21 protein-coding genes are annotated in these 16,208 nt (G+C 63.4%); 3 read left to right on the top strand and 18 right to left on the bottom strand.

The features are described from left to right. Positions 1–9 precede the first annotated feature (9 nt). The 12 genes from ACIA76_RS13400 to ACIA76_RS13345 all read right to left on the bottom strand — a co-directional run bounded on the left by ACIA76_RS13400 (position 10) and on the right by ACIA76_RS13345 (position 9,165). A complete protein-coding gene (locus ACIA76_RS13400) occupies positions 10–336 on the bottom strand; it encodes a hypothetical protein (RefSeq protein WP_397152040.1) in 327 nt (108 codons plus the stop codon). Further along, entirely contained in the window at positions 333–761 is a 429-nt protein-coding gene (locus ACIA76_RS13395) for a hypothetical protein (protein WP_397152038.1), read from the bottom strand. Before ACIA76_RS13395 ends, ACIA76_RS13400 begins: the two co-directional genes overlap by 4 nt. 82 nt (positions 762–843) lie before the next feature. Further along, complete coding sequence (locus tag ACIA76_RS13390; RefSeq protein WP_397152036.1) at positions 844–1,734, bottom strand: hypothetical protein; 891 nt, start codon at positions 1,732–1,734, stop codon at positions 844–846. 30 nt (positions 1,735–1,764) lie between these two features. Next, complete coding sequence (locus ACIA76_RS13385; protein ID WP_397152034.1) at positions 1,765–2,493, bottom strand: hypothetical protein; 729 nt, start codon at positions 2,491–2,493, stop codon at positions 1,765–1,767. A gap of 102 nt (positions 2,494–2,595) precedes the next feature. Continuing rightward, complete coding sequence (locus ACIA76_RS13380) at positions 2,596–2,916, bottom strand: hypothetical protein (RefSeq protein ID WP_397152032.1); 321 nt, start codon at positions 2,914–2,916, stop codon at positions 2,596–2,598. After that, positions 2,913–3,113 carry a hypothetical protein gene (locus ACIA76_RS13375; RefSeq protein ID WP_397152030.1) on the bottom strand — a complete coding sequence of 67 codons (201 nt, stop codon included), beginning with the start codon at positions 3,111–3,113 and terminating at the stop codon, positions 2,913–2,915. The genes ACIA76_RS13380 and ACIA76_RS13375 overlap by 4 nt, the downstream gene beginning before the upstream one ends. Positions 3,114–3,160: 47 nt before the next feature. Next, a complete protein-coding gene (locus ACIA76_RS13370; protein WP_397152028.1) occupies positions 3,161–3,334 on the bottom strand; it encodes a hypothetical protein in 174 nt (57 codons plus the stop codon). Next, positions 3,331–5,127 carry a phage minor capsid protein gene (locus ACIA76_RS13365; protein ID WP_397152026.1) on the bottom strand — a complete coding sequence of 599 codons (1,797 nt, stop codon included), beginning with the start codon at positions 5,125–5,127 and terminating at the stop codon, positions 3,331–3,333. Before ACIA76_RS13365 ends, ACIA76_RS13370 begins: the two co-directional genes overlap by 4 nt. A 17-nt stretch (positions 5,128–5,144) precedes the next feature. After that, the gene (locus ACIA76_RS13360) at positions 5,145–6,803 is read right to left on the bottom strand and encodes a hypothetical protein (protein WP_397152024.1); all 1,659 of its coding nucleotides are present in this window, start codon (positions 6,801–6,803) and stop codon (positions 5,145–5,147) included. A 2-nt stretch (positions 6,804–6,805) separates the two neighbouring features. Beyond that, positions 6,806–8,113, bottom strand: a complete 1,308-nt coding sequence (locus ACIA76_RS13355; RefSeq protein ID WP_397152022.1) for a PBSX family phage terminase large subunit — start codon at positions 8,111–8,113, stop codon at positions 6,806–6,808. Beyond that, complete coding sequence (locus ACIA76_RS13350) at positions 8,110–8,637, bottom strand: helix-turn-helix domain-containing protein (RefSeq protein ID WP_397152020.1); 528 nt, start codon at positions 8,635–8,637, stop codon at positions 8,110–8,112. Before ACIA76_RS13350 ends, ACIA76_RS13355 begins: the two co-directional genes overlap by 4 nt. 255 nt (positions 8,638–8,892) lie before the next feature. After that, positions 8,893–9,165, bottom strand: a complete 273-nt coding sequence (locus ACIA76_RS13345; RefSeq protein WP_397152018.1) for a hypothetical protein — start codon at positions 9,163–9,165, stop codon at positions 8,893–8,895. Positions 9,166–9,367: 202 nt separating this feature from the next. On the opposite strand from ACIA76_RS13345, the gene ACIA76_RS13340 reads away from it, so the two are divergent. From ACIA76_RS13340 to ACIA76_RS13330, 3 genes are all read left to right on the top strand, one after another. Further along, positions 9,368–9,715 (top strand): hypothetical protein, encoded by a 348-nt coding sequence (locus ACIA76_RS13340; RefSeq protein WP_397152016.1) that lies wholly within the window; start codon positions 9,368–9,370, stop codon positions 9,713–9,715. Positions 9,716–10,348: 633 nt separating this feature from the next. Then, positions 10,349–10,597, top strand: coding sequence for a hypothetical protein (locus ACIA76_RS13335; RefSeq protein WP_397152014.1), 249 nt, complete (start codon positions 10,349–10,351; stop codon positions 10,595–10,597). A 261-nt stretch (positions 10,598–10,858) separates the two neighbouring features. Further along, positions 10,859–11,539 carry a hypothetical protein gene (locus tag ACIA76_RS13330; protein ID WP_397152012.1) on the top strand — a complete coding sequence of 227 codons (681 nt, stop codon included), beginning with the start codon at positions 10,859–10,861 and terminating at the stop codon, positions 11,537–11,539. A 398-nt stretch (positions 11,540–11,937) separates the two neighbouring features. On the opposite strand, the gene ACIA76_RS13325 is transcribed toward ACIA76_RS13330, so the two are convergent. From ACIA76_RS13325 to ACIA76_RS13300, 6 genes are all read right to left on the bottom strand, one after another. Beyond that, positions 11,938–12,390 carry a hypothetical protein gene (locus ACIA76_RS13325; protein ID WP_397152010.1) on the bottom strand — a complete coding sequence of 151 codons (453 nt, stop codon included), beginning with the start codon at positions 12,388–12,390 and terminating at the stop codon, positions 11,938–11,940. 351 nt (positions 12,391–12,741) lie between these two features. Next, the gene (locus tag ACIA76_RS13320; protein WP_397152008.1) at positions 12,742–13,482 is read right to left on the bottom strand and encodes a hypothetical protein; all 741 of its coding nucleotides are present in this window, start codon (positions 13,480–13,482) and stop codon (positions 12,742–12,744) included. Between the two features lie 3 nt (positions 13,483–13,485). Then, complete coding sequence (locus tag ACIA76_RS13315; RefSeq protein WP_397152006.1) at positions 13,486–13,938, bottom strand: hypothetical protein; 453 nt, start codon at positions 13,936–13,938, stop codon at positions 13,486–13,488. A gap of 7 nt (positions 13,939–13,945) precedes the next feature. Beyond that, positions 13,946–14,515 (bottom strand): class I SAM-dependent methyltransferase, encoded by a 570-nt coding sequence (locus tag ACIA76_RS13310; protein WP_397152004.1) that lies wholly within the window; start codon positions 14,513–14,515, stop codon positions 13,946–13,948. Next, complete coding sequence (locus tag ACIA76_RS13305; RefSeq protein ID WP_397152002.1) at positions 14,512–15,066, bottom strand: ParB N-terminal domain-containing protein; 555 nt, start codon at positions 15,064–15,066, stop codon at positions 14,512–14,514. The genes ACIA76_RS13310 and ACIA76_RS13305 overlap by 4 nt, the downstream gene beginning before the upstream one ends. Beyond that, positions 15,063–16,142, bottom strand: a complete 1,080-nt coding sequence (locus ACIA76_RS13300; RefSeq protein ID WP_397152000.1) for a phosphoadenosine phosphosulfate reductase family protein — start codon at positions 16,140–16,142, stop codon at positions 15,063–15,065. The genes ACIA76_RS13305 and ACIA76_RS13300 overlap by 4 nt, the downstream gene beginning before the upstream one ends. Between the last annotated feature and the right edge of the window lie 66 nt (positions 16,143–16,208).

Raw genomic sequence — 16,208 nt, 5'->3', positions numbered from 1 at the left:
GGGCTCCTTCTATTCGAGGTAGACGACTTGGGTGTCCGGGAACGGCGGGCCAGCGTGAGACACGGAGATGGAGAGAACATCTGCGGTGCCTCCACCGAATTCAGCGGGCAAGGTCAGCTCCGAGCCGGGCGGGATCGCAGCGACGGTCGACGGGAAGACGACCGAGGTCGACGAGGTGACCTCGTCGCCGCTGCCGTCGCGCACAACCTGCCGCTTGGCGGCAATGTTGCAGCGTTCGCCGGTCGGCGTTTCGTACTCCGGTTCGGCCGCACCGTTGCCGACGTAGCGGCGCACCAATATCCAGTGGCGCCAGAACATCGCGAGCGGGTCACTCATCGCCGGGCCACCATCGAGGAGGCGAGCCCAGCATTGCGCAGCTCGGTGCGGGCGGTGTCAGCCAGCTCGGCCAGCAGCCGGGCGCGTGAGGCGGCCTGTTCGGTGCCGTTGTAGCTGACCGATGAGCCGTTGGTGGATGCGGAGGTGACGGTCGGGGTGAGACCGGCCGCACCTGCGAGCGGGTTGATGTCGTTGCGGATCCACTCGCGTACCTGCGCACAGGTTGCGACGGCCAGCGCGCCCGCCAGGATCGGGTCCGTCGGCGTACCGGCCGGGGTCACGTCGTACAGGTCGTTCTTCGTGGCAGTCCGCACAATCTGTGTGGCCGCCTGGATGTAGCGGGCGGCGTCGCCGACGGCGAGCTGGTCGAGCTGGGTCGCCGTGACGTGCTCGGCGAGCTGGTCGACAGTGGCGTAGGTGAGCACGAAACCCCTTCTCGGATACGGCTGGTAACGCGCCCTCAACCTGGTATCAGCAGTCTGGGGGCGCGCCGCTCCAGGCGGTGGATTAGGCCGGCGGGGCCAGCAGCACCGAAGCAGAGGCCAGACCCTCGGGGCGGAATACCTTGCCGCCGTAAATGTTCACGCCACGCACGATGTCAGCGAATCGATTCTGGGCGCGCAGCGTTTCGACGTTGGAGAGCTGGTTGGCGAACGACAGCGCCTCGGAAATGCCAGCGACGACCACGTAGTCGTCCTTGGCGGCAGTCATGCCGCCGACCTTGTTGATGTTGTTCGATTCCAGGATGTCGAAACCAGCCATCCTGCCAACGGTGCCGTTGAGCAGCGGGCCAGCGTTGCCCAGCTTCTCGGCGTTGATGAAGCGCGCGTCCAACAGCAGCGGCGACAGCAGCTCGGGCGGGATCGCTAGGTAGCGGCCCGTCTTGGGAACCGAAGCGCGGTCCAGCTTCTCGCGCAGCTTGACGGCGACGCGGTAGAAACTCAGCTGACCGGCTGTAGCCTTCTCGGGCTCTGCCTCGGTCACTGTGATGCGGCCCAGGTTGTTGGCGGGGAGAACACCGGCCTTGAGCTGGTTGTACAGGAACAGGTCGACCTGATTCTGAAGCTTGTAACCAGCGCGGGCGGTGGCAGGGTCGTCGAAGTTCTCGGCCGACTGGAGCTTGTCGACATCGTTGACGCGGAAGCCGAAGTAGTCGCCCTGGTCGATGACCATCGCGGTCTCACTGTCCGACAGGTCCTCGATCTCGAGATCGGTGTTCTTGTCGTACTTCTTGACGGTCGGATCGCCGATGGACGAGACGTGGACAGTGTCGCCCTTCTCTCGAATCGTGCCCTCGTACTTGCGGTTCGCAACCTTGGGCTGACCGAAAACCAGGTCGGCCTCGAAGGGTAGGAGGACCTGATCAGACCAGAATTCGGGGATGAAATTGATAGCCATGCGGCCACTCCTTGAATGTGTGCGGCGGGGTTACTTGCGGCCGAGGATCTGGTTCGCTCGGCCTTCCTTGACTGCCTTCGCGCGGGCGGCCGGAGTAAGGGCCTGGTACTGCGCGTAGGTGAGCTGCCCGGAGTTCTCGCCCTTACCGGAGCTGGTGTCGGAGCCGGACCGCTTGGGCGGCTTCGGGGCTTCGATTGCGGGGGCGAGGCGGAGCTTCGGGTTCTTCTCGACGGCCTTGGTGATCTCGGCGGCCACCTGGGCGGTGAAGTCGTCGGCGGTGAGGTCGATCTTGGATACCACCGAGGCGAAGGCGCGGGAGTCGAGCAAGGCATCTGCGTCGATGTCCTTACCGGCGGCTCGGTAGACGGCCAGTTCGACACGGGCGCCGTTTGCTTCCTGGACTGCTGACTTGAGCTGGCCGGTCAGCTTCTTCGGGTCGTTGGCCTCGTCTTCGGAGACGAACCCGAACAACTTGCCGACCTGCTGCTTGAACGACGTCAGGTCGTTCTCGGCCTGGCTTGCACGGGTCCGGTACTTGGCGGCGTCGTTGCGCGCGGACCGCAACCGTGGATCGTCGGCCTGGCTGCCTTTCGGCTCATCCGTCGCGCTCTCGTCGGTCTCCGGGGTGCTGGCGTCGTCCGAAACCTGTTCGCCGCCCTGTGCACCGTCAGAGGCGCCAGCGTCGGCAGCCTCATCGGGTTCGGTGCGCATGGTTGGAGTCGTTTCGACCTCGGCGGGAGCGTTCGGGGCAGTGGTCATTGCGGACCCTCCTGGGGTGCTGGTTGATAGAGCACGCTCACGCCGGGTGAGCGCACGAAAAAGGCCCCCAGCGCGTGCCAGGGGCCTTGATGGTCTGCGTAGTTAGAGGTTGAATCGTGCTCGGAGAGCGACCTTTAGGCGGTCCAATTGGGCGGTGGTGAGCTGGCCGGACGGCTCTTTGAGCCAGCCCTTGTCGAATGCGGCGATGTCGTAGGCGGCGATGACCAAACCCTCGTCCAATGGAACGGTGAGCAGCTTCATCGCCGACGGCACTTCCCGGTCGGGGCGGACTCGTGCAGCGAGGAGTCTGCGGCGGCCGAGCATTCCCGGCAGGGCTTCGAGGATGACGACGGTCGCCTCGTCCGCTCCGACAGGGCTGACGGCCTTCCAGAGTTGACCTTGCGTAATGGCCGGGTAGGTCACTCGCCGAACTCCTGCGGGAACTGATCGGCCAGCTCGGGCTGGGCATGGGTGGCGTCGAATTCGGCGAGGGTGCGCAGGTCCTCTTCGAGGAGGCGCTGACGGACCGCGCGGGCGATGTACTCGGACACATTGCCGTCAGCGGAATCGCGCACGGCCTGAGCCAGCTCGTCCGGCATTGTGATGGTCAACTTCGTCATACAGCCAATGATACAGCATTCAGCTGTATCGAAGTATGGCGTTGCTTCTAGGTGTCGTCGGGTACTTCCAACGCGTGCTTGAGCCGCCCGCGCAACCACATGTTCGCCAGCAGCGCGCGGGCAGTGCCGGGCGCGCCGGGGACGTACGGGTTCACCGCACCTACCTCACCGGCCGCCGCCAATCCCTCCTGATAGGCGCGGTAGAGGTCGTGGCCGCTCATCGCAGGAAATCTCCTCTTGCACTTCGTATCCGGTCAGCCTGCTGCGGGTCGAGCAGGTCGGCTTTGACCTCATCGAGCGTCGGGCGACCGTGCTGGTCCCAGTAGGCGCGCAGCTCCTCCGAAGCGTACTTCTCGGCGGTCTTGGCGTTCCCGAACCATAGCGAGCGTGGATCGATACCGGCGGCCTGCCCGGCCTTGCTCAGCATGTAGCCGTTCGTCGCCTCTTCAGCGCGCAACCAATGCTGGTAGGCGTGGTCCTTGAACGCGTGGCGGGCCAGGTCGTTGAACGACTTCCCCTCGTACCCTTGCCCGCGCAGCATCGAGATAGCCGCTTGCGAGCGTTGGGTTTTCACCGAAATGCCGTATGCCTTCTCGACCGCGGATTCGTGGTCCCAGCCTTCGGTCATGAGCTCGTCGTAGTTGCGCTCGTACCCGGCCCACCTCTCCGCCCGTTTGGCGACCAGCTTGCTTCGGTGCCGGTCTTCGGCCTCGATGCGATCGAGGAGGTCCATGTCGAAATCGGTGACGGCCTTCTCGGCGAGATCGGCAAGCTGCCGGTCGTCCAGGTGCTCCAACTCGCGCTTGCGGCGCGTCAACTTCGACACCACCGTCCGAACCGGCATCGCGGCCGGGATCTCGAGCTCGGGTGGGTTCGAGTTGCGGGTCAGCGTCGTCAGGGTGTGCGCGTTGCCTGCGTCGCCGTTGCGCAGTTGCTCGCGGTGCGGGCGGCGCGGGACGCCGGTCCGGTCGATGTGATCACGGACCACGGATAGGCGCGCACGGACTTTCGTGGCCGCCGCCTTCTTCGCGGCCGAGGTGATCGCGGCGGCCTGCTGCCGTTTCGCTTCTCGCACTGACCGTTCCAGACGGCGAAGCTTCTGCTCGTCGGCGTAATTCTGCTCGTCGTACGGCTCGATTCTCGGGCGAGGCGCGCCCGGCACCCACAACGTGTGGGTGTGCTTGCAGTTCGGGTGATGCAAGCCGGCGCCCTCCGCCTCGCTCATCGTCGCGACCACCGTTTCGGAGACTGCCGCGCCGGTCAGCGGCGAGGTAGTCTCTACCTTCCCGGTCGGGGTGCGGCCGGTGAGCGAGACGACGCGGCCCTCGAATCGCCTGCACTGCGGCGCGGGCCGCGGGTGCGAGGAGATGACGACCAAGTCGTAGCCTCGCTGCACCAGCCGGTCCGTATGACCCTGTTTCAAAACGCGCAGTGCCGCTGTGCGAACGGCCATTTCGGTGTAGGTGTCGAGCCGCCACCTGCGTCCAGCTTTGTCGCGGAATCCGGTCACGCCACGGGCGGCGAATCTGTCCAGCGCCGCCTGAGTGGCATCCCGGCGGTCTCCGACACCGGTAACGATGCGGCCCGCGACCTCGGCGACCACTTGCCGGTAGCCGTCGATCGTCGATCGCAGGATCTGCGAATGCGTGCCGACGACAGCCGCGGTGGTTTCGGCTGCGAGTGCGGCGACAGCCTCTTGCGACACAATCGGGGCGGGTGTACTGGATCGCGGTCCGGGAATGTCACCGTCGGCGGCAGCGATGCCGGTTGCGTGTGCGGACGTGAGAGCCGCTTCGATCTGCTCTGCGACGACAGGATCGAGCGCCAGCAGGAACCCGCGGGCCTCCTTGGATAGTCGGCTGATTTCGCTGAGCTGCACGTTCACCCACTGCGGGGTATCGATGCCCTTCTCGATCGCCTTGGCGACGCGGGCGAGCAACTGCACCTCGGCGTCGGCGTAGATCTGGGCGACTCCGTCTTGCAGTCCCGCGACGGCGGCGGGCTCGAATGCCATGGGCAGGCCGCCTTCCGTTATGCAGCGAACGGCAGCTCCTCGCCGTCGTCCTCGGTGTCGTTTTCGGGGTCCACCTCGTCGGCGTCCTCGGCCGGATCGGGTTCGGGGAATGGCTGATCCGGGCCGAGTGTGAGCGGGTCGGCGACTGCGCCTTCGTCGAGAATCCGTGCGACTTCATCGGCAACCTGCTGGTCGTCGTAGTCCGGATTCAGGTAGCGGACCTTCCATTCCGTCGATGCCGCTTTCGCGGACTCGATCGCCTGGAGGGTCTGCCCCATGGACAGCAGCGACTGCCGGGCGGCGGGCGGCCAGCGCACTTCGAGTTCCTGTCCGAGCGTCGCGCCGGTGTCGAACACGGCGGCGTCCACTTCGATCAGCGTGCGAGTGGCGCGGGCGAGAACTGCCTTCCAGATGCCGGAGCGGGTCTTGAATGTCGCGGTGGTGGCGTCCTTCTTGGCGTCGACCTCGGTCGCGGTCATGGCAGCGCCGGAATCGTCGGACAGCCCGAACGTATACGGGGAGAATCCGACTCGCCGCAGGATCGCGCGCAGGAACCCTTCGCCGGTGCGGAGATGGTCGTCGACCCGGATCGCGAACTGGTGCGCCTCGATGACCGGGGTTCCGTTCGGGACGCCGCCGACTTTCTCGTACACCTCCTGCTCGACGTTGAACATCGTGCCCTTGCCCGGCCCCTTCACCTCCAGCAGGTGCTCGGAGACCATGAGCCGGGCCTTGGCCAGGCGCACGTCCCGCGCCAGCGACGAATAAGTTTCGTCGATCTGGTCCATCAAGCCGATGACGGCAGGATCGCCGATATCGGAGCGGCCGAAGTGCTGGAGGGTGCCCTTGCCTCGAAAGACCGGGTTGGGCAACGCGTTCGGGAAGTAGAAAGCGGTCAGGCCGGCGGTGCCGGTGTCGACGTAGCCCTCTTCGTGGACCGGAATCCCCTTGGTCTCAGGGTGTTCGGTCAGGTCGATCTGGCGGCCGAGAGTGATTGCCGTGCCTTCGTACAGTCCGTGGTAGATGCGCCCGTACACCTGCGTTTCGGTGCCGTCGGAGTGGTATTCGACGTACCCGGGCTCGTGCCGCTCCAGATGCCGCAGGACGCGGTCCTCAGATTCGTTCTGATCCATCACTTCCCAGAAGGTGACCGCAGCCAGCTCCCCGTAGATGAACTCAGGCGCGGCCCGATCGGCGTCCACGAAATCCAGCCACGCGTGGTCTTTGACCGCCGCGTTCCACACAATCCGCGCGTACACGCCGCCCAGCGCCGAACCGGATTCCGCGCCTCGCAGCATCGCCGAATGCATCTGCGGTGAGTTCAGGATCTTGTCGACCCGCTCGCGCGCCTCGTCGTTGGCGTCCTCGTCATCCTTCGCCACGCGGAAGGCGATCGGGTCGGGCAGCAGTAGCGACGCGGCGGTCTGCACGATGTCGGCGGCTACCGGGATGTGGATCTGCCGAATCTGGTTCGACACATCGGGTTTGGTGCCCCAGAACAGGCGCTTGATCCGATCGCGCAGTGTGCCGCCGATGCCCGAGCGGGTGGGCTCGCCGTGGTTTGCGGACAGCTTTTCGGCGTCGCCTTCCCACCACACCTGGCAGGTGGCGAACATCTGGAATGCGGGCGCGAGGTGGCGCGGCGGCCACGGCATGTTGGCGTTAGGCAACGGCATGTCTACCCTGCCTCCTTGGCTGAGAGAATCGGGGTCAGAAGTTGTGAGAACCAGCTGAATTGCGAGGACACGACTGCATAGCGGAGAGCATCGACGAAGTGGTCGTCGAGTTTGATCGGCTTGTCGATGCCCTTCTCCGATTGCTTCGAATCCCAGACGTAGCCGTGGATCTCGGTCAGCAGCCGTTCGCAGCGATCGGAGATGAGCAGTTGCCCCGTGGAGAACAGCGCCGCCACGGTACGGATACCGTCGATCACCTCGTTCGTGGCGTCGGCGACGCGGGCAGTGTCGTCGCGGTACAGCTGAAGCTTGAAGCTCGCCGCAGCTGGGTCGACGAACACCCACTCAGGTTCGTGCTTGGTGTCGCGCAGCCATTCCGACAGAGCCGCAGACAGTTCCGCATCGGTGCCGCGCGGCGGCGACCATTCGTCGATGGCGTACAGCCGCCCGTCCGGGCCGAGGCCGAGCACGATTCCGGCGGTCGGATTCGTTGTGCCATAGTCGATCCCCAGCGCCAGCACCCGCGACATCGGCGGAAGCTCCTTGTAAGGCATGCGGTGTTTCGCTTCGTCGAACGCGGAGTAGACCGCGCCGTCGGCGACGACCCACTTGCCCAGCACGAATCGGAGGTACCAGACGCCGGTATAGCTGGATTTCAGCGAAGCGACGAAGTCCGGGTCGAGGTTCGGGTTGTCGTCCAAGATGAACGTGAACCGATGCAGGTCCAAGGGCCGGTCCGGATCGCCGGCTCGGAGTCGCGCGTAGTCGGCTCGGCGGTCCAGGATACTGCCGTTGTCCTGAATCCAGAACTTCGCCCGGTCAAGCCATTGCGTCTTGAACCAGTGGCGCGGCGACTCCGGGTTGCCGGTAGCGAACATCTGCGCGCCCGGTACCGAAAGCCGCGAGAACAGCATGTTCCAGTAGCTCTCGGGCAGCGTTGGCGCCTCATCGACGTACGCCCCGGCCAGGGTGAGGCCCTGAATTTTCGTCCTGGCTGCCTCATTGTTCGCACCAACGAGAATCACTGTGCGACCGCAGATGTTGACGGTGCCGTTGCCCCGGTTGATCGAAACGCGGCCCGGACCGAGCATGTCCTGAATGGGCAGGATCAGGTTGTTGATGATCGTGCGCTCGGTGCGGCCGGTCATGAGCAGCGTGCCGGACGGTCCCTTGCGGCAGTAGCGGATCCAGTCGATCAGCGAGCAGATCGTTTTCGATGAGCGGACACTGCCTTCGTACACATTCAGGCGGGCGGTCGAGTTCGCCACGGCGAGACGCTGTTTGCCGACGAGCGGCCGGATCGCGGTCACGCCGCCATGCCTAGGTCGTCGAGGTCGCTGGCGCCGCTGCCGAGCATCGCGTCCAGCCACGCGTCCACGGCGGGCATGTCCTTGCCGTCCTGCGCCATCTTCAGCGCGGCCAGCTGGTCGAGACCGGTGTACTTCGTGCGGCGCTCCATGATTTTCAGCGCACGGTCGATCGCCTGTAAGTCGCCGCGAGATGCCTGTCGCCAGATGCCGAGCAGCATCGCGTCCAGGCGAGATAGTTCGAGCTGGAGTAGCGACTCCGCGGGCTCGCGGGTCAGTTCCTTCATCGCCTCATCGACGTACGCGTGCGCGGTCGACGTCGATATGTCGAGGGCCTTCGCGATCTGCCGATAGCTCGCTCCGGTCTCGCGCAGCTGAAGCGCTTGCGCCATGCGTTTGCGTTTGTCGATGGATGCGGGGCTGGTCTTGCTCTTGCCTGGCACCTTGAGTGCCTCCTTGCCGTACGCCGGGCGCACCTGGCGGCCGGATCGGGGGCCGCGCCGTGTGAGCTGGCCGCCCTCGCCCATCCCCGTGGCGGCCGGACCTCATCCGCCAATCAGCGTTGAGAATGTGTGCGGGGGCGGCCTGCCGGGGGAGGGGCGAGGAAGCGAGACGCCCACGCTGCGACCAGCAAGGGGCGCTGGGAGCGTGGGCGTCTGCTGAGGGCGCGCGGCGTTATCTCGCCTGCTGCTGCCCTCGGATCTATCCGGCGTGCGTGGTGTGGATGCACGACGCCGACGGCTGAAGTCTATCGGCGACTCTGCGACACTGCGGAATTGGAGTCACGAGCAGTTGGACGTGTTGGTCCAGGGCAGGCGCATCGACGCGATGGCCTTGGCTTCTTCGAAGTAGGTGGTGGCCTCGTCGAAGAGAGACTGCGCAGCATCGTAGTGGCCGAGGCTGACGAAACGTTCCGCCATCGCGGCAGTATTGTCGGCTACTTCCAGGGCCACTGTGTACCGCTCGTCAAGCCGCTGATGCCATTCGGCGATGCTGGTCGGTCGCGGAATGAACAGGCTGGGAAGGCTGGGTAGGCGGGTATTGAGGTTAGGCATCTGTGGTTCCTTTCGGTTGGACGGTGGCGGCCGTCTGTGCGATTGCATATTAAGTGAATGCCCGTATTTCCGCTAAACCGAGAGGGTGATTGAGTCGTGCATCACCAACCTGTTAACCCTGCTTGGGAAGTGCATCAATCTAATGTACGATCGGTGATCGTCAACCAACGGGGCCGCCACCCTGAAGCGAAAGGGACCAACAATGCGATCAAATATCAGACTGAGTTACGTCGCAGACGAATTCGCTGAGATGTTCGCCAAGGGCGACGTTTCGCGTGCGGTCGCAACAACCTTGCAGTGCACCGAAGTCGAGGCCCTAGCGGCACTTCTGCGCGCAGCTGGCCGTTCCCACGCCGCCGACTACTGGATTGAAGACCACGCCCTGGAAGACGACTGTGGCGATATGCACCACACGTGCAATGAATGCCTGGCCGAGAATGAAGAAAAGTTCGGGCCGAAGCCTGCGGAACCGCAGGCCGAGAACCGCACGGTCGCAACCAAATCCCGGCAAATCTGGGGCCGCTGGATCGAAGGGATACGCAATAGGTGACTGAAACCAGAATGCCCCGGACTGATTCAGGTTCGGGGCATTCTGCCATCTAAATGAGTGAGTCTGAGGTCTCTGGTCCCTCACGATGTTGTCGAGTTGGGCTGGGCCACGGCTCGGGCGCTGCCGCCAACGCTCCCGAACGGCACTCCTGAGCCAACCTATTTATGCGATGAACGCTACTCGATGGCCGACCCGCGGGCAGATTCATCAGCAGCGCCTAACCGGTTGCGGCGCATAGAACCTGGCGGCCGACACAAGCACTGTCCGGGCGTGCGGACTGCGAAGCAACTGACCAATCTGAGTTTAACTCAGCTGTTCGCCAGGCCAGTCGTGTAGCAATGGGGCTTGACGAAAGTTGCATAGCCACAGGCTTATCGGTACCTTGACCAGCGTTTGGCGACAGCCCTTCTATCGGTGCAACGGAGAAGGGCCTCTGGTGTTCCCCACCGGCTGAGGGATGCTGGAACTGGTTTGTCGCTGACCTAGTGTCAGCGAATTTGCTTAACTGCTACGACATCTCAAGATCCTGCTTAGCCGGGGCCGGACCTTGGTTTAGCCAGACCGTACATACGTTCTGGCCGAGCCCAGGCTGCCCCGTGCCCTCACTCGGTCAGGGAGAGGGCGCAGAACTTGATGGACTCAACGACATTCGCCGCCGTTAGCATCCCGGCCGTCGCCTTCACTGCCGCGCTGTTCCGCTATCTCACCTTCCGCGATGCGCTCAAGGATACGAAGCCCCGGGAGCGGGAGAAGATCATCCGTGCCATCGGGCAGATGAACAAGGACACGCGTCTCAGCTTCCCCGAGACTCGACGGCAATCGAAACCCTCGGCCAACGAAGACGACGAGCCTCCTGCGCTCCTGATGGATCACGATCTTTGAACCTCAGCCGCAGCAGACCGGCGCGGCGCATGCTCCTCCGGTCTGGCGTATTCATCGAATTGGTCTGCCGCCTCCGGCGCCACATAGCCGGGGAGAACGAACTGGCCTCTAGCAACCCTGCTCCTCGCCGGAGAGGCAGGTCTTCTCAGAGGTGCGCTATGCAGTGCCACATTTGGCAGGAGAACACAATACCCAACCAGTGTCAGCCCAGAGCGCTACCATTAGCCCTAGCACTGGCAAGTCCGCGAAGGAGATGCAGGGATGGGGTCATATTCCGGCGCTAGCGATGCAACAAAGGAGATCTTCGATTTTTATTGTAAAACGGAAGGGTTTGCGATCCGTGACATCGAGACTCAATCGCTACCGGAATTGAAACGCTCTCTGCGGAAACTTGAAGACTTCCTTGTCGGCTACCCAGACGGCTTGCGCTTTCCTTCGGAGTACGCAGACGACCCCTACAACTCGCTCACATTGCTTCGATTGCTCCTGCATCGAGAGAGTTATATTACCGCACGAATAGCAGAGCTGTCGCAGCGGGAACAAATGGACGAGTTTAAGGATGCGATTGAGCAAAAGGTAGAAGACCCCAGTTTGCGTCAGGAACTATCGGGGCTACTGTCCGAGATCGAGGGCAGGCAAGAGGAGGTCTCTCGTGAAGCACGCTCGCGCGCAGAGGTGGAAATTAACACAGAAATGCGCCGCGTCGAACTTCAAGAACGAAAATGGAATATGCGCAAGTCGCTATTGGATCGGGAACCTGCTGCTGTGCTTATCGGCGCGGTACTGCTCGGGTTGATAACCCTGACGCTGATTTTTGCGACGTTCACGCACACTCAAATGCCGGACATTTTTGCAAACGCATTCTTGTTGATTCTCGGATACTTCTTCGGTCAAACGACGAGCAGTCGGGAAAGAAGTTCCTCTAGAGAAAAGAAACAATAGTCCGCAGGTTTCTAGTGCCGTGTCCAGATAGGTTGGTGCGGTAACCGAGTGTCGAGTTGATCGTGTCCAGTCAGGCGGTGATGCTGCCATCGGAGGTGGTTGTGGTGGCACTCGAATTCGACGGAGGCAAAGCAAGATCGAGGATGCCGCCCTCAACCAGATGCAACGTTGGCGGCCGATCGAGAATCACCGCATACGGTCGGTAAAGCGCGCGAAGCCCATGCTTACCTGTTCGGCGACCCGCCACACCGACGCCTACATGATCGAAGGTCACGTTCAGCGTCCGGCCGAAGCGCACAACCAAGAGTTCGCGCGGTGAAAACGGTTGCTCGCCCCTGCCTCTGGGGCGTGCCGATGGGTGAGCCGAACTTTTCGACCCACCCACGCGGCGTGTGTTGTCAGCCGCACATGCTGAGGGCTACGACCGAGATTGCATCGGCCTCTGCTGCGGTTTGGCCGAACTGAACCGCGTCGATCGCCGCATCATCGCTGCCGGTCGTCTCCACGGTGTCCGGTGCTTGCTCGTCGGTGGTGTCGGGCACGTACACGCAGAGCACACCCGGGATCGAGAGCACGAAGTTACCCCATGAGGTGTAGTACGGATCGGTATTGTTGACGAACCTGTCGATGTTCTGAGTCTGTCCGGTGTTCCGCTGGCCGCTCTTGATGTTGTTCCTGGGCTCCGCTGCGAGGACAGTGGGAGGCACATTGACGTTGCCGCTGTATCCGCAGGCGAGGCCCGGCGGGCAATCGTCGACAGTGTCGGCCTGTGCGGGTCCGGCCGTTGCCAGCGCCATCCCTGCGACGAGGACGGGGCCGCCGAGCAGGGCGATGAGTCGAGTGATGCTCATGATGGTTTCCTTTTAGCAATCCCTCCCCGTATGTGACCCTTGTCACGCTAATGCGCGATTCGACTGGACTCTGTGAGTTTGCTGCCAGTTCGATCAAGATCGTGCAACAGCTCGTCACCATCGGCGTCGTTCCGATCGTCAATACATTCGCTCGATCAACAACCCGAAGTAGTACTCGTTCATCACCGGCGGCTATCCAGCCAGCAGAAAAACCACGTACGCGCTCAAATAGGTTGCCGCAGCTCCGAACCCGGGCCACGGCTACTGAGACGACCTCTCGGTTACCGCACCAACCTGTCTGGACACGGCACTAGTTTCGACAGCCCTGCAGACGAGCCACTCCCTACTCGTCTAGGCCGAGAACGGCACTGGCCGCGTTCGCACGCCTTGAGCACGATGCAGTACCAAGACGTCACCGAGACGGAACACCGTGACACCCGCTTCGGTGTGACCTGCTAACTTGCCGCTCTGGTGCCACTTTGAGATCGTCGACTCCTTGATCGGCGCCCTGTCGAAATGCGGTAGAAGCCGTGCCAACTCGGCTGCTGTGCCCGAAACCTGTTGCGCTTCCTGCCACATCCAGGCGCGATACTCGGCCGCCTCATGCTCTCGCCCGCACATTCGGCACGGCACCGTACGCAGGTGTTCAGGCGCGGAGACAGGAGCCCCGCAATCGAAGCAGTAACCCGAGAACCGAAGGTCGGCAGGAGCGTCCACGGCTCCCCATGCCTTCGTGATCTCACACATGACCGAGCGGACCCAGAACTCCGCTCCTGTTCCGCGATTGATGAGTGGGAGCTGATCGAGGATGGCAAGCGCAGCATCTCGTGGCGTTAGCGTGCGTGGCGCGTACGGCACCTGGGTAGCGGCGTAGCGCAGGACACGTAACAGTGCACGGCGCTGCTCACTGGCGCGGTCGTTGAGGATCAGCGGGCGGTCATGCCCACTGCCTGCCGATCCCTCGCAGCGAGGGCGCGTGACATCAGTTCTAGTGATCGTCACGTCCAGCTGGTCGAACAGCTCCGGAATGCGTCGCAGGTCTCGCGCGAAGGCGGACAACAAGGCATCGGATACGGCAGGCAGCGGGATCACCTCTCAAAGCAGTTGGCCGGCTGGCGCATTCGGGTGGACGAACCTCACGGGTGCGAGGGCATCGAGATATGTTGCTCGCCGGATCGGATTCACCTTCCGGCCGGGCCAATGCTCGGATTGCCCGGCGAGGTATCGCTTCTTGATGGCGTAGAAGCCGCCGCGTTGCGTCTGGGGGTCGGGTCGGTGCCCGGCGCGAACCCAGGCGGTGTACTCATTCCACAGGTCCGGTTGACGAAACCGCATATGCAGAATGAGATGGCAGGTGATGCACAGCGGTACATATGTTTCCGGCCGTGAATAGTCCTCGAGGTGGCCGTGAATCGCGCCGTCGGTCTGCGCGCATACGGCGCATTCCGACGGAGGTTCCCACAGGCCGGATGTCCACATCGCGTGGAGTTCGTCCTGGACCCGTTGCCGGTATTCGCCGTCGAAACCGTTGTATGTGGACATCCCCATGGCAGAGCTACTCCTTCAATGTCAGGTAAACGCGATGCTTTCCGTCGAAAGTCGTTGCCTGCCAGCGCTCACCGAGTTCAGCAATCTCGTCGTTAACTGAGCTTAGCCTGTGTCTCGAACCCTGCCGAGGGGCACGTCCTTCCAGAAACGTATGTCGCACACCAGCTTTCGTCAGCGTCGCACCCAACAGTCCGGGCGTCACTCCCGCATTGTCCAACTCTGGCAACACTCGCCGGGCCACAACGACTGTCACGCCGTTTTCGCGCAAGAATTCGCCGAACTCCGGCATCTGGCCGGGCGTAAGCATCCAATGCCGCACCGGCACGTTCGGCCCGTAGGTGCCCGCCGTGCGTCCGGCGTCGATCGCGGTGGCGTCGGCTTCGACGGCGTGAACCACGAATTGGGCTTGGTACAGGCGCCGCGCCAGCAGGCCGGTGGAGGAGCCGAGATCGAGCACTGGGCCGTCCGCGGGGGACACCTCGGAGCGGATCAGGTTGTAGATGTCGTCATGAATGCGCGGGAATCGGCCGGACCGTTGCCAGTCGTACAGGTGCTCGGCACTGTCGAAGCGGCTCACGCGGCGGACTCCTTCGGGTACCAGGCCGGCGAGTACGCCCACTCATTGATCTTCCGTGCTGTGAACACGTCATCCTGGGCAAGCAGGTCGACTTCCGTTCGAGTGCCACCGATCTCGGCCGCGACCTGGTCAGGGTCCATGTGGAAGGTGTCGAGCAGCTCGCGCACAATGACCGACATCTCGACGGCGGCGTGCGAGCCCTTCGCACGGTTGATGCGGATCGTCATCAGCATGGCTGTTGGCTTATCGACATCGAGCACGGCGACCGGGGCGCGGCCCCTCCACCGCTGCCGCACCAACTTGGAGTCCTGAGACAGCCGCCAACGGTGAAAGCCGTCGATGATGATGCGGTCCGGGTTCACCATGAGTGGCTGAATCCAGCCGGTATGCAGTAGCGACCGCTCCAACAGCCGCAGCTCCGGCTTGTGAACCCTGTTGGGGTTCCACACGTTCGGGTCCAGGGTGTCGGCCGGGATCCACTGGATGTGGTCGATCGGGTTCTCGCCCGCCGGGGTCGGCGCCAGGCGGGGGAGACCTTCGGTGTTGCTCACTTGGCGGCCCTTCTCTTCTGGTCGGCCTTGGTCAGCGGGGTGATGGTGCGCTTGTAGGCACCGGCCATGACCTGCTTGAAAACGTGGTCGGGCGGGTAGGCGGCCGGGTTGCGAGCGGCCGTGATCCGGATCCGCCGGAGTACGGTGAGCGCCTTCTTCTGCTGCGCCTCGTCGGTGATCGTCTCCTCGACGTACGCCTGCACGCCGTCGAGCGACTGCCCGTACCGCTGCATGAGCGCGTCGCGGTCCAGCTCGGCGTAATAGCGTTCCTGCACAGCCATTTCCGGCACGAGCGAGATCACCTGCTCGTAGAACGTTGGCGCGTAGGCCCGCAGCCGGCCAAACGTCTTCGCCGACTCCGCGTGCAGCGGCGTCGAAACCCGCAGCGGCGTACCGGAAAGCACCTGCGAGTCATAGATCGGGCAGTACAGGATGCCCTGGTCGTAGAAGTACCGAAAGATGTCGTTCTCTTGCCAGTCGAACAACGGCTTCACGGTCATGACGCGCGGGTCTTTGGTGGCGTTGATGTAGTTGTCGTGCAGCTTCGCCTTCAAGGCGTTGAATCGCATGATGGACTCCGCGGCTCGCACGCCGGTCACCATGGCGACCTTGCCCTTCTCGCCGCGCGAGACGACGGTGTCGGCGGTGTACTGGTCCAACACCAAATCAGCAGGCAGGCCCAGCTTTTCGGGCGTGAGCGCCCACTCCGGCACCGGCCGCATGTGCTCCCGGCTCGGGTCCCACTGGATGTAGCGGGTGGACTGGCCGAGGATGTACTTCGTCGACTCCAACGGCACGCAGTACCAGCGCAGATCGATCCACTCGAGCTGCCGGTACTTCTTGACGAACTCGATGACCTGATCGGGGAGCAGCTCCTCGTCCCGGAACACGACCTTGAGGGGCCGGGTGTCGCCGCGCTCCAGCGCGACCTCGCGCACCAGGTGCAGAGCGGCAAGGGAGTCCTTGCCGCCCGAGAACGCAACCATGACCGTGTCGAACAGGTCGAAAACGCGATGCATCCGCTTCTTCGCCTCCTCATACACGTCGGTGTCTATGAAGCCTCGGACGCGCGCCATCAGGCGGCCCTCTCCTGGGCGGTGGCTTCGAGGTATTCGGTCAGCCGCTCGGCGACGGTGTCTCTG

The organism is Nocardia sp. NPDC051570, from assembly GCF_044454005.1.
GTDB lineage: Bacteria > Actinomycetota > Actinomycetes > Mycobacteriales > Mycobacteriaceae > Nocardia.
Note: the sequence above shows the minus strand (reverse complement) of the source record. Positions and strands in the feature narration are given on the sequence as shown.

Bases quoted from the DNA above. Each gene is read 5' to 3' on its own strand.
- ACIA76_RS13400 (WP_397152040.1), bottom strand. From the start codon at position 336: ATGAGTGACCCGCTCGCGATGTTCTGGCGCCACTGGATATTGGTGCGC.
- ACIA76_RS13390 (WP_397152036.1), bottom strand. From the start codon at position 1,734: ATGGCTATCAATTTCATCCCCGAATTCTGGTCTGATCAGGTCCTCCTA.
- ACIA76_RS13385 (WP_397152034.1), bottom strand. From the start codon at position 2,493: ATGACCACTGCCCCGAACGCTCCCGCCGAGGTCGAAACGACTCCAACC.
- ACIA76_RS13375 (WP_397152030.1), bottom strand. From the start codon at position 3,113: ATGACGAAGTTGACCATCACAATGCCGGACGAGCTGGCTCAGGCCGTG.
- ACIA76_RS13370 (WP_397152028.1), bottom strand. From the start codon at position 3,334: ATGAGCGGCCACGACCTCTACCGCGCCTATCAGGAGGGATTGGCGGCG.
- ACIA76_RS13365 (WP_397152026.1), bottom strand. From the start codon at position 5,127: ATGGCATTCGAGCCCGCCGCCGTCGCGGGACTGCAAGACGGAGTCGCC.
- ACIA76_RS13360 (WP_397152024.1), bottom strand. From the start codon at position 6,803: ATGCCGTTGCCTAACGCCAACATGCCGTGGCCGCCGCGCCACCTCGCG.
- ACIA76_RS13350 (WP_397152020.1), bottom strand. From the start codon at position 8,637: ATGGGCGAGGGCGGCCAGCTCACACGGCGCGGCCCCCGATCCGGCCGC.
- ACIA76_RS13345 (WP_397152018.1), bottom strand. From the start codon at position 9,165: ATGCCTAACCTCAATACCCGCCTACCCAGCCTTCCCAGCCTGTTCATT.
- ACIA76_RS13340 (WP_397152016.1), top strand. From the start codon at position 9,368: ATGCGATCAAATATCAGACTGAGTTACGTCGCAGACGAATTCGCTGAG.
- ACIA76_RS13335 (WP_397152014.1), top strand. From the start codon at position 10,349: ATGGACTCAACGACATTCGCCGCCGTTAGCATCCCGGCCGTCGCCTTC.
- ACIA76_RS13330 (WP_397152012.1), top strand. From the start codon at position 10,859: ATGGGGTCATATTCCGGCGCTAGCGATGCAACAAAGGAGATCTTCGAT.
- ACIA76_RS13325 (WP_397152010.1), bottom strand. From the start codon at position 12,390: ATGAGCATCACTCGACTCATCGCCCTGCTCGGCGGCCCCGTCCTCGTC.
- ACIA76_RS13315 (WP_397152006.1), bottom strand. From the start codon at position 13,938: ATGGGGATGTCCACATACAACGGTTTCGACGGCGAATACCGGCAACGG.
- ACIA76_RS13300 (WP_397152000.1), bottom strand. From the start codon at position 16,142: ATGGCGCGCGTCCGAGGCTTCATAGACACCGACGTGTATGAGGAGGCG.